12 protein-coding genes are annotated in these 13,428 nt (G+C 69.0%); 6 read left to right on the top strand and 6 right to left on the bottom strand.

Annotated features, from left to right (window positions below; genetic code table 11):
* The first annotated feature begins 59 nt into the window (after positions 1-59).
* Positions 60-1,556, top strand: coding sequence for a nucleobase:cation symporter-2 family protein (locus AC3A6G_RS07130; RefSeq protein WP_487864199.1), 1,497 nt, complete (start codon positions 60-62; stop codon positions 1,554-1,556).
* Positions 1,557-1,584: 28 nt separating this feature from the next.
* Here AC3A6G_RS07130 and AC3A6G_RS07125 read toward each other — a convergent pair whose 3' ends face one another.
* The 5 genes from AC3A6G_RS07125 to AC3A6G_RS07105 are packed head-to-tail and all read right to left on the bottom strand — an operon-like array spanning position 1,585 to position 6,841.
* The gene (locus AC3A6G_RS07125; protein WP_487873418.1) at positions 1,585-2,442 is read right to left on the bottom strand and encodes an aldo/keto reductase; all 858 of its coding nucleotides are present in this window, start codon (positions 2,440-2,442) and stop codon (positions 1,585-1,587) included.
* Positions 2,443-2,452: 10 nt separating this feature from the next.
* A complete protein-coding gene (locus tag AC3A6G_RS07120) occupies positions 2,453-2,734 on the bottom strand; it encodes a DUF3325 domain-containing protein (RefSeq protein ID WP_487873417.1) in 282 nt (93 codons plus the stop codon).
* Entirely contained in the window at positions 2,731-4,353 is a 1,623-nt protein-coding gene (locus tag AC3A6G_RS07115) for a PepSY-associated TM helix domain-containing protein (protein WP_487873416.1), read from the bottom strand. The genes AC3A6G_RS07120 and AC3A6G_RS07115 overlap by 4 nt, the downstream gene beginning before the upstream one ends.
* 6 nt (positions 4,354-4,359) lie before the next feature.
* Entirely contained in the window at positions 4,360-4,650 is a 291-nt protein-coding gene (locus AC3A6G_RS07110; protein WP_487859568.1) for a DUF3649 domain-containing protein, read from the bottom strand.
* A gap of 19 nt (positions 4,651-4,669) precedes the next feature.
* Positions 4,670-6,841: a TonB-dependent receptor gene (locus AC3A6G_RS07105; RefSeq protein WP_487873415.1), complete on the bottom strand. Its 2,172-nt coding sequence runs from the start codon at positions 6,839-6,841 to the stop codon at positions 4,670-4,672.
* A gap of 346 nt (positions 6,842-7,187) precedes the next feature.
* Here AC3A6G_RS07105 and AC3A6G_RS07100 point away from each other — a divergent pair, with 346 nt between their 5' ends.
* From AC3A6G_RS07100 to AC3A6G_RS07080, 5 genes are all read left to right on the top strand, one after another.
* Entirely contained in the window at positions 7,188-8,522 is a 1,335-nt protein-coding gene (locus AC3A6G_RS07100; RefSeq protein WP_487859566.1) for a C4-dicarboxylate transporter DctA, read from the top strand.
* 5 nt (positions 8,523-8,527) lie between these two features.
* A complete protein-coding gene (locus tag AC3A6G_RS07095; RefSeq protein WP_487859565.1) occupies positions 8,528-9,241 on the top strand; it encodes a GntR family transcriptional regulator in 714 nt (237 codons plus the stop codon).
* Positions 9,242-9,298: 57 nt separating this feature from the next.
* On the top strand, positions 9,299-10,369 hold the full coding sequence (locus tag AC3A6G_RS07090) for an AI-2E family transporter (protein WP_487859564.1): 1,071 nt from the start codon (positions 9,299-9,301) through the stop codon (positions 10,367-10,369).
* A gap of 163 nt (positions 10,370-10,532) precedes the next feature.
* Positions 10,533-10,970, top strand: coding sequence for a DUF2141 domain-containing protein (locus AC3A6G_RS07085; RefSeq protein WP_487873414.1), 438 nt, complete (start codon positions 10,533-10,535; stop codon positions 10,968-10,970).
* An 8-nt stretch (positions 10,971-10,978) separates the two neighbouring features.
* Positions 10,979-12,490 carry a carotenoid oxygenase family protein gene (locus AC3A6G_RS07080; RefSeq protein ID WP_487873413.1) on the top strand — a complete coding sequence of 504 codons (1,512 nt, stop codon included), beginning with the start codon at positions 10,979-10,981 and terminating at the stop codon, positions 12,488-12,490.
* A gap of 4 nt (positions 12,491-12,494) precedes the next feature.
* On the opposite strand, the gene AC3A6G_RS07075 is transcribed toward AC3A6G_RS07080, so the two are convergent.
* Positions 12,495-13,397, bottom strand: coding sequence for a LysR family transcriptional regulator (locus AC3A6G_RS07075; protein WP_487859561.1), 903 nt, complete (start codon positions 13,395-13,397; stop codon positions 12,495-12,497).
* Positions 13,398-13,428: the final 31 nt, after the last annotated feature.

Here is a 13,428-nt window from a genome sequence, read left to right as displayed (position 1 = left end):
TGGACGCCGCGACGCGCCGTCTGCGCCTTTTCTCCCCTTGCTGCGCCAGGAGATACACGATGACGGCCGAGACCTCTTCCACTGTTTCAACAGTCCATCCGGTGGACCAGCGCCTGCCCGCAGGCAAGCTCACGGCGCTGGGCCTGCAGCATGTGCTGGTGATGTACGCGGGCGCCGTGGCCGTGCCGCTGATCGTCGGCCGTGCGCTCAAACTCTCGCCCGACGAGGTAGCCCTGCTGATCTCAGCCGACCTGTTCTGCTGCGGCATCGCCACGCTGATCCAGGCGCTCGGTGCCACGCAGTGGTTCGGCATCCGGCTGCCGGTGATGATGGGCGTGACCTTCGCCTCGGTCGCGCCGATGGTGGCCATCGCCAATGCCAATCCGGGACAGAGCGGCGCGCAGCTGCTGTTCGGCGCGATCATCGGTGCGGGCATCATCTCGATCCTGATCGCGCCCTTCGTGAGCCGCATGCTGCGCTTCTTTCCGCCGGTGGTCACGGGCACCATCATCGCGGTGATCGGCATCAGCCTGATGCGCGTGGGCATCAACTGGATCTTCGGCAACCCGGTCGGGCCCACCGCGCCGGCGCTGGTCGATCCGGTGTACGCCAAGTGGCTCGCGCAGGTCACCTCGCCCGGCAGCTCGATCCCCGAAGTGCCCAAGGGCTTCGCGATCATGCCGACGGTGCCCAACCCGCGCTACGCCGACCTGCCGGGCCTCGGCGTGGCGGCACTGGTGCTGGTGTCGATTCTTCTGATCGTGAAGTACGCCAGGGGCTTCGTCGCGAACATCTCGGTGCTGCTGGGCATCGTGATCGGCGCGGTGGTGGCCACGGCCACGGGCCTCATGACCTACGAGAAGGTCGGCAAGGCCGCGTGGTTCGACCTGGTGCTGCCGTTCCACTTCGGCATGCCGCAGTTCGATCCGATCCTGATCCTCACGATGACGCTGATCATGATCGTGGTGATGATCGAATCGACCGGCATGTTCCTCGCGCTCGGCGAGATGACCGAACGCAAGATCTCCCAGAAGGACCTGGCCAAGGGCCTGCGCACCGACGGCCTGGGCACGCTGATCGGCGGCGTGTTCAACACCTTTCCCTACACCAGCTTCTCGCAGAACGTGGGCCTGGTGGCAGTCACGGGCATCAAGAGCCGCTACGTCTGCGTGGCGGGCGGCGTGATCCTGGTCGTGCTCGGGCTGCTGCCCAAGATGGCGGCGCTGGTCGAATCTCTGCCCACCGTGGTGCTCGGCGGCGCGGGCCTGGTGATGTTCGGCATGGTGGCGGCCACGGGCATCCGCATCCTTTCGGGCGTGGACTTCAAGCACAACCGCCACAACGCGATGATCGTCGCGGTCTCGATCGGCGTCGGCATGATTCCGCTGATCGCGCCCAACTTCAAGCAATGGATGCCGCATGCCATTCACTCGCTGGTCGAGTCGGGCATTTTGCTGGCGTCGATCGCGGCGGTGCTGCTGAACCTGTTCCTCAACGGCGCGAAGCACGACGAAGAGGCGGTCATCGCGGCTGCAAAGCACGCGGACGCGCACTGACCGCCGAACGTAGCCACCGCGCGCTGATTCAGATCATCGCCAGCGGCCGCTTGCGTGATGGCGGCGGATGCAGCCGGTCCAGTTCGGCGAGCACCTCGGCATCGAGCACGAGGTCGGCGGCCGCGAGGTTGTCGCGCAGGTGGGCACTGCGCACTGCCTTCGGGATGGCGGCCACGCCCGGTCGGGCGATGACGGCCGCCAGCGCGAGCTGCGCCGCCGTGACGTTCAGGCGCGCCGCGAGTTCGGCCAGGGCCTTGTCGCCGGCCCGCGCGCCCTGGTCGATCGGGCTGTAGGCCATCAACGGCATGCCGCGCTCGCGCAGCCAGGGCAGCAGGTCGAACTCGGGTCCGCGCTCGCCGAGCGACAGGTAGACCTGGTTGGCCGCGCAGGGCGGGCCGCCGCGCATCAGCGGCGCGAGTTCCTGCATGTCGTCGGTGTCGAAGTTGCTCACGCCCCAGCGCACGATGCGCCCGCTGGCCACGAGCGACTGCATCGCCTCCACGGTCTCGGCCAGCGGATGGCTGCCGCGCCAGTGCAGCAGGTACAGGTCGATCGTGTCCAGGCCCAGCCGCTGCAGGCTGCGCGCGCAAGCCTCGGGCGTGCCGCGCCGGCTCGCGTTGTGCGGATACACCTTGCTCACGATGAAGAGCTCGTCGCGCCGCACCTCGTTGGCGCGCAGTGACTCGGCAAGGGCCTGCCCCAGCACGGTCTCGGCGCCGCCTTCGCCGTACATCTCGGCGGTGTCGATCAGGCGCCAGCCCATCGCGATGGCCTCGCGCACCGCGGCCACCTCGGCTGCACGCCGGCTCGCCACCTCGCCCATGCGCCAGGTGCCCAGGCCCAGCACCGGCATCTCGCCACCGCCCGGAAGTGAAAGTGTTCGCATCCCGCAGATACTAGCGCCGGCGTCTTCGCGCGCTCGCCACGAGGCCGAGATACACCAGCCCGGCGCCCAGGCTGGTGTGGCCGCTGTACGCAACGAGGCCCAGTCCCCAGCCCCAGTGCCCCACTGCTACCGCGAGGCACACGGCAAGCAGAACCCAGCCCGTGAGCCGAAGCGCGCGCGTAGCGCCGGCCGGCAGCGCGCCCCCCAACAATTCGTCCTGCTGGCGTTCGGTGGCGAGCGCCAGCGCCGCGAAGCCGGCCGCACTCGACAGCAGCATCAGCACGTGGGTCATGCGGGATCGCCGATGCGCTGGTCCGCGCGAGGTGTCGCGGAACGCCTGCCGGCGGGCGCGCGCCCGCGATGGCGCGCGGTACGCACGGCCAGCGCGGCATGCAGCGCTGCCAATACCCAGAGCGCCAGGTCGATGCCCGCGAACACCCAGTCGCCGTCGGCAAGGCTCTGCCACAACGGCCGGTCGGTGGTGAATGCGCCGAGCACCGGCAGCAGCGCGAGCGCTGCGGCCCCGGTCCAGAGCTGCTCGGTCCAGGCACGCTTCGCAGGGCGCAGCAGCGCATGCAGCAGCGCAACACCCCAGACGATGAAGAACACATGCACTTCCCAATCGCCGCGCCGCTCAAGCTGCACCGGCAGCAGCCGGTTGGCCCAGAGGAAGCCCGCCATGGCGACGGACAGCCCCGCAATGGATGCGATGTTCAGCCGTTCGACCAGCCAGAAGCCGAAATGCGGCCGGGCCGGATCGGCGAGCTTCGCGCGGCGCTTGACGGTCCACATGACGAGTCCGGTGCCCACCATGGCGGTGCCGGCGAGGCTGACGATGAAGTAGAGCCAGCGCAATGCGAGGTCGCTGAACCGCCCCAGGTGCAGCGCATACAGAACCCCGCGCGTTTCGGCAGCGGGGCCTACCCCGTCGCGCGCCTCGAGCAGCTTGCCCGTGGTGCCTTCGAACAGCATGGCCTGCGGGCTCATCGACACGCGGCCTGCGTCGCCGCGGGACACGGCCACGCGCGACGCGGCATCGCCGGGGTGCGTGATGGCGACACGGCCCACGTTGCCCGCCCCCCAGGCGGCCTGCGCCTGGCGCACCATGGCGTCGACCGGCGCCAGGGGCGCCGCGTTGCCGCTGGGCTTGCCGGGCGGGACGAAGGCGCGGAGTTCGGCCGACAGCTGCTGCCGCTCGGCCGGGGTCTTGATCGCCGCCTGCTGGCCCCACGGCATGTACATCGCCATCAGCGTGACGAGCCCCGTGTACGTGATCATCAAGTGGAAAGGCAGCCCGAACACCGAGAGCGCGTTGTGCGCATCGAGCCAAGAGCGCTGTCCCTTGCCCCAGCGGAAGGTGAAGAAGTCGATAAAGATCTTCTTGTGCGTGATGACGCCGCTCACGATGGCCACCAGCATGAACATCGCGGCCAGCCCCGCCAGCCAGCGGCCCCACGGCACCGGCATGTAGTGAAACTGGAAGTGGAAGCGGTAGAAGAAGTCGCCGCCTTTCGTCTCGCGCGCGGCGATCTTCGCGCCGGTCGCGGGGTCGAGGTGCGCTTCGGTGAAACCGCGCCTGCCGGGTTCACGCTGCGCTGTGCGCCAGAACACGTCGACGCTGTTGTTGCGCGCATCGGGCATGCGCATGTTCCATTGCGGGCTGCCGGGCGCGGCGACGGCCAGCGCATCGGCCACGCGCTGCGCCACCGCGGCGGCATCGGGCACCTGGGCCTGGTGCGGCAGCTCGGGCCGCATCCACTGCGAGAGTTCGTCCTTGAAATAGCTCACCGTGCCGGTGAGGAACATCGCATAGAGCACCCAGCCGAGCAGCAGACCGACCCAGATGTGCAGGCCGGACATCGTCTGGCGGATGCCTGGGGCTTTCTGCGGCGTGAGGGATTCGTTCGACATGGCGGCTCAGGGCGCAGGGCTTGCGGACCAGACCGTCCATGCAGGAACCGACAGCAAGGCGGTGGCCACCAGCAGGCCCGCCCAGGCACGGCGCGCGCTGCGCACCGCGAACACCCAGACCACCGCCGCCGTGTAGACGATGAAGCTCAGCAGCATGCCCGCGAGCACCCCCTGTGGCTGGCTCACGGGCAGCGCGACGGTGGCCACGCTCGCGAGCGCGGCCACCGCGTAGCCGCCGAACACGGCGGCCACGATGCGCGAGATCAACGGACCGACGCCGCGGACTCCCCAGCGCATTGCACTCACCGTCCTTGCGTCAGAAGTCGATCGACGCCGACAGCATCAGCGTGCGCGGCGCGCCGACCGTAACGTAGGTGCTGGTGACCCAGTAGTTCTTGTCGAACACGTTCTCCAGGTTGGCGCGGAAGATCACAGGCTTGTTCGCCACCTTGGTCGCATAGCGCGCGCCGATGTCCAGCCGCGTCCACGCGGGAACGCGCAGCACGTTGGCGGCGTCGGCGTACACCGACGAGGTGTGGATCACGCGGCCGTTCAGGCTCAACCCCGGCACGCCGGGCAGGTCCCAGTCGAGCCCCAGGTTGAAGGTGCGGTCGGGCACGCCGGCGGCGTCGTTGCCCTGGTTGACACCGCCCGCCGTGCGCGTGAGCTTGGCGTCGTTGAAGGCCGCGCTGGCCATCACGCGCAGGCCGCGCTGGATTTCGCCGTAGGCCGTGAGCTCCAGGCCGCGGTTGCGCTGCTCGCCGCCGAAGCTGTAGACGTTGGTGACCGGATCGGTCAGGCTGCTCGGCCGGGTGATCTGGTAGACGGCGGCCTGGGTGGTCAATTGGCCCCAGTCGATCTTCACGCCGGCCTCGTACTGCTTCGACTTCTGCGGCGCGAAGGTCTCGCCGACGTTGGCGGTGCCCGGTCCGGCCGTGCCGCCGCGCGTGAGGCCGGCGGTGTAGTTGGTGTAGAGCGAGACGTTGCTCACCGGCTTGAAGACCAGGCCCGCGAGCGGCGTGACCGAACTCGCTTTGTAGCGGCTCGTCGAGGCGCCGGTGGTCTGCGAGAAGTTCTCCTGCTCGATGGTCTGGTCGCGCAGCCCCAGCGTGACCAGGACGCGGTCGTTGGCGAACGACATCGTGTCGGCCAGCACCACGCTGGTCTGCTTCAGCTCGCCCGACTTGACCGGCGCCGTGCGCGGCACCGTCACGGGCGGCAGCGGCGCGGGGAAGTACAGGCTCGACGGGTTGGTTCGGGCCGACTGCGCGTAGAAGTAGCCCGACTCCTGGTCGAGCAGGTTCACGCCCAGCGCGAGCGTGTGGCCCACGCTGCCGGTCTTGAAGCGGGTGCGCACGCCGGCATCGGCCGCGGTGTTCTTGCTGAAGAAGTCGTAGTAGGCGTTCGAGACGTTGAAGTTGCCGAGCGCGTTGGGGCGGCCGCTCGGGAACACCTGCATGTAGTCGAAGTCGGTGTAGCCGACGCTGCCGTAGACGGTCGTGCTGTCGTTGATGTCGTATTCGGCGCGCGAGATCACCGTCTTCACGTTGTCTTCCAGCCGCGTGCCCGGATAGAAGTTCAGGCGCGCCGGCGGCGGCTCGGGAATCTGCGTGATGCCGGCCGCAAAGCTGGTCTGCGGGCGGAACTCGCGCGTGTCGCCCTTGCTGGCCATGGCGTCGAGCGACCAGCGCAGCCGCGTGCCGAGGTAGTCCAGGCCCAGCGATCCGAGGCCGAGCTCCTGCTTGCCGTTGTCGATGTTGCCTTCGCCGCCGCGCAGCACGCCGTTGAAGCGCACGCCCCACTGGTTCTCTTCGCCGAAACGGCGGCCCACGTCGAGGTGCGTGCCGAACTGGGCGCGGCTCATGTAGGTGGTGGTCAGGCGCGTGAGCGGCACGTCGGCCGCGCGCTTGGTCACCACGTTGATGCTGCCGCCGACGCTGCCGGTGGGCGCCACGCCGTTGGCCAGCGCGCCCGGTCCCTTGAGCACCTCGACGCGCTCGATCATCTCGAGCGGCACGCGCGTCGTGGGCGTCAGCCCGAACAAACCGTTGATGCCGATGTCGCCGTTGGGCACGGTGAAGCCGCGGATCTGGAAGTCGTCGCCGAAGCCGCCGCGCGAGGTGAGCGGCCGCACCGACGCGTCGTTCATCACCACGTCGGCCACGCTCAGCGCCTGCTGGTTCTGGATCAGCTCGGCCGTGTAGTTGGTGGTGCTGAACGGCACGTTCATCAGGTCGGTGATGCCCAGGATGCCCAGGCTGCCACCTCGCGCGAACTGGCCGCCCGAATAGGTCTTCTGCAGCCCGCCGATGGCTTCGGCCTCGCCGAACACCGTCACTTCATGCAGTTGCTGCGAGCCCGTGGGCGCCGGGGTCTGCGCGGCGGCGCTGGCGGCGGCCAGCAAGAGCGAAGCGCCAAGCCCCTGGCGCAGGAGACGAACCACAGGCGTGAGGGCGAAGCGGAGTGAGGAAGCGGTCGGCGAAAGCATGGGAGATGAAAGCGAGGAGAGCAGGAGGGAACGGGTACGGGAATGGGAACGGGAGCCCGCGGTGGCCCGGAACGTGCAACGCGAGAGTTCCAGCACGCCCGCAAATGCCAATCGCAACGAGAACAATTCCGATTCTATAAACAGATGTAAGCCGATCCTGCTAAATCCCCTCTCATTCACATGCGTTTTCATGGAACGTTGCGATCGCGAGACGCACGGCCCGTCTGAATCAGCGCGGCGCCGGGAATACCCTCTGAAACGCAAAGGCCTTGTTGCCTACATTTCTTGTATGCAAGAAAACCTAACCTTGCATGCAAACATCGTCCCTTCCTCCAAGGAGCCTTACATGCCCCGCTTCGCCAGATCCCTTTTCGGCCAGGTCGTCATCGCGCTGGTGCTCGGCGTGCTGGCCGGCCTCTTCGTGCCGGAATTCGCCGTCAAGCTCAAGCCGCTCGGCGACGCGTTCATCAAGCTGATCAAGATGATCATTCCGGTACTGGTGTTCTGCGTGGTGGTGCACGGCATCGCCGGCGCCGGCGACCTGAGGCGCGTGGGCCGCGTCGGCGTGAAGGCACTGATCTACTTCGAGGTGCTCACCACCATCGCGCTGGCCATGGGCCTGGTGCTGGCCTTCGTGTTCCAGCCCGGCGTGGGCATGAACGTCGATCCGGGCCAGCTCGACGCGACCGCCATGAGCGCCTACGCCTCGAACGCCGACAAGCTCACGAGCGGCGGCACGGTCGACTTCCTCATGAAATTGATCCCCACCACGGTGGTCAACGCCTTCGCCACCGGCGACGTGCTGCAGGTGCTGCTGTTCGCGGTGCTGTTCGGCTGCGCGCTCGCGCTGCTCGGCGAACGCGGCAAGCCGGTGGCGGTGGTGGTGGACGCGCTCTCGCTGGTGCTGTTCAAGATCATGGGCATCATCATCAAGCTGGCGCCGCTCGGCGTGCTGGGCGCCATCGCCTTCACGGTCGGCAAGTACGGCATCGGCTCGCTCAAGCAGCTCGGCATGCTCGTGGTGCTGTTCTACGGCGCGGTGCTGGTGTTCGTGTTCGTGGTGCTCGGCGCGGTCATGCGCATCTCGGGCTTCAGCCTCTGGAAGCTGCTGCGCTACCTGCGCGAGGAACTCGCGATCGTGTTCGCCACCACCTCGTCCGACAGCGTGCTGCCGCAGATCATGGCGAAGCTGCGCCGCATGGGCATCCGCGATTCGACGGTCGGCCTGGTGATTCCCACCGGTTACTCGTTCAACCTCGACGCCTTCTCGATCTACATCACGCTGGCGGCGGTATTCATCGCGCAGGCCACCAACACGCCGATCGGCATGGGCGACCTGCTCACGATCCTGGCGATCGCGCTGGTCACTTCCAAGGGGGCGCACGGCGTGCCGGGCTCGGCCATCGTGGTGCTCGCGGCCACGCTGCATGCGATACCCGCCATTCCGGCGATCGGGCTGGTGCTGGTGCTCTCGGTGGACTGGTTCATGGGCATTGCGCGCGCGCTCGGCAACCTGATCGGCAACTGCGTCGCCACGGTGGCGGTCGCGGCCTGGGAAGGCGACATCGACCGCGAGCGCGCCCATGCGGTGCTCGACGGCACCTACGTGCCCGACGAGGTGCCAGCCGACGAAACTCCCGCCACCGCGCCGATCGCCGCCGCCGGCGCGGCAAGCCACTGACCGCGATGGCCCCCGCCAACGACGTTACCCCCACCGCCATCGCCGAGCGCGTGGTCGAAGCGATCCTGGCGCAGAAGCTCGCGCCGGGCGAGCGGCTCGGCGAGCAGGCGCTGGCCGAGAACTTCGCGGTCAGCCGCACCATGGTGCGTGAGGCGCTGATGCAGCTGCAGGCGCGCGGCTTCGTCGAAGTACAGTCGCGCCGCGGCTGGTACGTGGTGGAGCCCTCGGCCGAGGAAGCGCGCGATGCGTTCTCGGCGCGCCGCATCGTCGAGGCGGGCATCCTCGCCGAGAGCGAAGGCCGGCCGCTGCAGAAGGCCATTCGCAAGCTGCGCGACCACATCGCCGACGAGCAGCGCGCGATCGAGGGCGCCGACGCCGCCACGCGCGCCTTCCTGCTGGCGGACTTCCACGTCTGCCTGGCCGAGCAGATGGGGCACCAACTGCTGGTCGACGTGCTGCGCGACCTGACGGCCCGCACCACGCTGGCCGCCACGCTCTACCAGTCGAAGCACGAGGCCGGCCAGTCGTGCGCCGAGCATGGCGCAATCGTCGCGGCGCTCGAGGCCGGCGACACCGATGCGGCACGCCGGCTCATGATCGACCACATCGGCAACGTCGAGCGGGCGCTCGAGGTGGCGCCGCCCGCCGCACCCGACGCGCCGGCCCGGCTGCGCGCCACGCTGGCGCCCGTGGCCCTGCCGGCGCGCACACGGCGCTGACTAGGGCCCCGGCCGACATGGCCGGGCCGCGGGGCTGGGCTACAGTGCGGTTCACGTATGAACACACCCCAACTCCAGCGCGGCGTCTTCCTCGCCCTCCTCGCCATCGTCACGGTTGCCTTCCTCTGGGTGCTGATGCCGTTCTTCGGCGCGGTGCTCTGGGGGGTTTCGCTCGCGATCCTGTTCACGCCGCTCTACAAGTGGTTGCTCAGGAAGATGCCGGGCAAGCGCAATGCCGCGGCGCTGTCGACGCTGGCGATCTGCCTGTTCATCGTGATCCTTCCGCTCGCGATGATCGGCGTGTCGCTGGTGCAGGAAGTGGCGCTGGTGGCGCAGAAGATCCGCTCGGGGCAGATCAACTTCGCGGCCTACTTCCAGCAGATCCTCGACGCGCTGCCGCAATGGATCTGGAATATTTTCAACCGCTTCAACCTCGGCGACACCGGCGCCTGGCAGGCGCGCATCTCGGCGGGCGCCGCGCAAGGCAGCCAGGCCATCGCAGGCCAGGCGCTCACCATCGGGCAGAACACCTTCGACTTCGTGGTCAGCTTCTTCGTGATGCTGTACCTGCTGTACTTCCTGGTGCGCGACGGCGCCAGCCTGTCGAAGTCGATGCGCCAAGCCGTTCCGCTCGCGCAGCCGCACACCGAGTACCTGCTCAACAAGTTCACCACCGTGATCCGTGCCACGGTGAAGGGCAACGTGGCGGTGGCGATCGCGCAGGGCACGATCGGCGGCCTGGCGTTCTGGTTTCTCGGTGTGCAGGGCGCGCTGCTGTGGGCCGTGCTCATGGCCTTCCTGTCGCTGCTTCCGGCAGTCGGCGCGGCGCTCATCTGGGCGCCGGTGGCGATCTACTTCCTGGCCACCGGCCAGTTCTGGCAAGGCGGCGTGCTGATCTTCGTGGGCGTGTTCGTCATCGGGCTGGTCGACAACATCCTGCGCCCCGTGCTCGTCGGCAAGGACACGCAGATGCCCGACTACATCGTGCTGATGTCGACCATCGGCGGCATGGCGCTCTTCGGCATCAACGGCTTCGTGATCGGGCCGGTCATTGCGGCGCTGTTCATGGCGGCTTGGAGCCTGTTCGTGGCGTCCGACAAGCTGGAAGTGCCGCCAAAGCAGGGCTGAGCCCGCCGCGGCCGGCTGTCCGGCCGCGCATTCATTGCAGCTTCGCCTCGCACCGGCGAAGCGCATCCCGCGCCCTTCAGGCGGCGTTTCGTCGCATGCCGCTGGGAAGCGAACGCGCGCTGCGCGATGGTCGGGACCTCCAACTTTCGACGAGGTCCGATTGATGAACTTCCGCTCCAAGCTCCCCCGGCCGCGCATGCTCTGCGCCGCCCTGCTCCTGTCGCCGCTGGCCGTGATGGCCGCCGACCTGAACCTGCACGTGGCCGACGGCCCCGCCGCCGACGCCACGCTGTATGCCGCGCTGTACGACAGCGCCGAAGCCTTCGCGGGCGGCGGCAAGCCCGTGGCCGCACAGACCGCGGCGCTGCGCGGTGGCGAGGCCCGACTGCGCTTCGCGAACCTTGCGCCGGGGCGCTATGCGCTGCGCGTGTTCGCCGACGAAAACGGCAATGGCAAGCTCGACGCCAACCCCATGGGCCTGCCGCTCGAACGCTACGGCTTCTCGAACGACGCCAAGGGAAACCGCGGCGCGCCGGCGTTCGACGCCGCCGCACTGCCCGTCGAGGCCGACGACGTTCCGGCCGTCATCCACCTGCGCTGAGGTTCGCCATGGCACCCCCGCTTCAACGGCGCGCGCTCCTGCTGCGCCTGATGGCCACGGCCGGTGCGCCTGCCTGGCTGCCCGCGCGCTCGCATGCCGCCAGGCGCGACGATTGGCAGGCCGCGTACGAGGCCGCCCCCGCGCGCTGGAAGTCCGGCTTCGCCACGCCGCCGGCCGACTTCCCGCCGGTGCGCGCCGCGGTGCGCGGCCGCTTCCCCGATGCCGTCGCGGGTACGCTTTTCCGCAACGGCCCGGCCGGGCACGACCTCGGCGGCCAGCGCTACCACCACTGGTTCGACGGCGACGGCATGGTGCAGCGCTTCGCGATCGATGGCCGCGAGGTGCTGCACCAGGGCCGCTACGTCGCCACGCCCAAGCGCGTGGCCGAGCTGCGCGCCGGCCGCCGCCTTGCCGAAGCCTTCGGCACCGTGCCGCCGGGCGCGGAGCCAACGGCTTCGCCCGACAGCATCAACGTGGCCAACACCAGCGTGCTGCCGCTCGCGGGCGAGCTGCTCGCGCTGTGGGAAGGCGGCTCGGCCACGCGGCTCGATGCGCGCACGCTCGAGACGCTGGGCCTCAAGACCTGGCGCCCCGACTTCGCGGGCATGCCCTTCTCGGCCCATCCGCGCGTGGACCCCGACGGCACGGTCTGGAACTTCGGCATCGGCGCGGGCCAGGACCTGCTGGCGCTCTACGAGATCGCGCCCGACGGTGCGCTGCGCCGCGCCAGCGCGATCACCGTTCCCGACCTGCCGATGGTCCACGACTTCGCGGTGACCGCGCAGCATCTCGTCTTCCTGATGCCGCCGCTCGTGTACGACCCGAAGCGCAAGGAAGCCGGTGCGAGCTTTCTCGATGCGCATGTCTGGCGCCCCGAGCTCGGGATGCGCGTGCTGGTGGTCGACAAGCAGGACTGGGCGCGCCGCCACACGCTGGCACTGCCCGCGGGCTTCCTGTTCCATGTCGGCAACGCCTGGGAAGAGCAGGCGCCGGGCGGCACGCGCATCCACATCGACTACGTGCGTTCGGACACCGCCGCCACGGTGTTCACCACCAGCCGCGAGCTGATGCGCGCGCGCTGGGTGAAGCGCCCCACGCCGCAGCTGACGGTCGCGACGCTGGACCTCGGCACCGGCCGCGCCACGCAGACCACGCTGCCGTTCGACGCCGAGTTTCCACGCATCGATCCGCGCCGCACCGGCCTGCGCCACCGCCGCGTGGTCCATGCGACCGCAGCCCTGCCCGACCGGCCCGGCTTCACCGCGGTGGCGCTGACCGACGTCGAGACAGGCCGCAGCCAGCGCTACAGCTATGGCCGGCAGGCGATGGTGGAGGAGCATGTCTTCGTGCCTGACGGCGGTGGCCCAGGCTGGGTGCTGGGCACCGCGCTCGACTTCGGCCAGCAGAAGACGCTGCTCTCGTGCTTCGCGGCCGATGCGCTGGCGGCGGGTCCGGTCGCGCAGGCCACGCTGCCGTATGCGCTGCCGCTCGGGCTGCATGGGGCGTTCGTGGCGGGTTGAGGGATCAGCCCGCCCACCAACCCTCGGCAAAGCGCCCCTGCAAGAATGCCACGAAGCCCGACACCTTGCCCGGCACCAGCTTGGGCGACGGAAAAACGGCGTGGATCTCCTGCTCGGGCAGCGCATGGTCGCCGAGCACTTCGGTCACCTTGCCGGCGGCGAGCGACTCGCTCGCCACGTAGCGCGGCATCAGCGCAATGCCCAGACCGTCGCGCGCCGCGGCCAGCACGGCCGACAGGTTGTTCGAGCGGAAGCGGCCCGACACCGGCACGGTCACCGCCTCTCCCTTGGGCGTGTGCATGCGCCAGAACTCGTCGCCGACCACGCTGCTGTAGATCAGCGCCACATGCGCGCTGAGGTCCTGCGCGCGCCGGGGCATGCCGTGCTTCTTCAGGTAGCCGGGCGCCGCGACCATGGCCCACGGGTTGGTGCCGAGGTAGCGCGCGCCAAGCGACGAATCGGCCAGCTTGCCCATGCGGATCGCCACGTCGATGCCTTGCGCGACAAGGTCGACGTAGCGGTCCTCGAAGCTCAGGTCGAGCTGCACCTGCGGATGGCGGCGCATGTACTCGAGCGCGAGCGGCACCACCACGCGGCGCCCGAACGCCACCGAGGTGCCCACGCGCAGGAGGCCCTGCGCCTGGTTTTGCCGCAGTTGCACGATGCTGTCGGCCTCCTCCGCGTCGCGCACGATCGTCTTGCACTTCTCGTAGTACAGGGCGCCCGGCTCGGTGAGGCTCACGCCGCGCGTGTTGCGGTTCAGCAGCCGCACCTTCAGCCGCGCCTCGATGGCCGCGACCTGCTTGGTCACGGTGGGCTGGGTGGTGTTGAACTCGCGCGCCGCCTTCGAGAAGCTGCCTGTCTCGACCACGCGCACGAACATTTCCATTGCCAAGAGTCTGTCCATCCACGCATCGTAGTCAGTTATTCCGCCACGG

The organism is Variovorax sp. Soil_C_26 (assembly GCF_057657075.1).
The sequence above is the reverse complement of the archived record's forward strand: the minus strand, read 5'-3'. Positions and strand labels throughout refer to the sequence as shown.

Coding starts and splice junctions, on each gene's coding strand:
- AC3A6G_RS07130 (WP_487864199.1), top strand. CDS start 60: ATGACGGCCGAGACCTCTTCCACTGTTTCAACAGTCCATCCGGTGGAC.
- AC3A6G_RS07125 (WP_487873418.1), bottom strand. CDS start 2,442: ATGCGAACACTTTCACTTCCGGGCGGTGGCGAGATGCCGGTGCTGGGC.
- AC3A6G_RS07120 (WP_487873417.1), bottom strand. CDS start 2,734: ATGACCCACGTGCTGATGCTGCTGTCGAGTGCGGCCGGCTTCGCGGCG.
- AC3A6G_RS07115 (WP_487873416.1), bottom strand. CDS start 4,353: ATGTCGAACGAATCCCTCACGCCGCAGAAAGCCCCAGGCATCCGCCAG.
- AC3A6G_RS07110 (WP_487859568.1), bottom strand. CDS start 4,650: ATGCGCTGGGGAGTCCGCGGCGTCGGTCCGTTGATCTCGCGCATCGTG.
- AC3A6G_RS07105 (WP_487873415.1), bottom strand. CDS start 6,841: ATGCTTTCGCCGACCGCTTCCTCACTCCGCTTCGCCCTCACGCCTGTG.
- AC3A6G_RS07100 (WP_487859566.1), top strand. CDS start 7,188: ATGCCCCGCTTCGCCAGATCCCTTTTCGGCCAGGTCGTCATCGCGCTG.
- AC3A6G_RS07095 (WP_487859565.1), top strand. CDS start 8,528: ATGGCCCCCGCCAACGACGTTACCCCCACCGCCATCGCCGAGCGCGTG.
- AC3A6G_RS07090 (WP_487859564.1), top strand. CDS start 9,299: ATGAACACACCCCAACTCCAGCGCGGCGTCTTCCTCGCCCTCCTCGCC.
- AC3A6G_RS07085 (WP_487873414.1), top strand. CDS start 10,533: ATGAACTTCCGCTCCAAGCTCCCCCGGCCGCGCATGCTCTGCGCCGCC.
- AC3A6G_RS07080 (WP_487873413.1), top strand. CDS start 10,979: ATGGCACCCCCGCTTCAACGGCGCGCGCTCCTGCTGCGCCTGATGGCC.
- AC3A6G_RS07075 (WP_487859561.1), bottom strand. CDS start 13,397: ATGGACAGACTCTTGGCAATGGAAATGTTCGTGCGCGTGGTCGAGACA.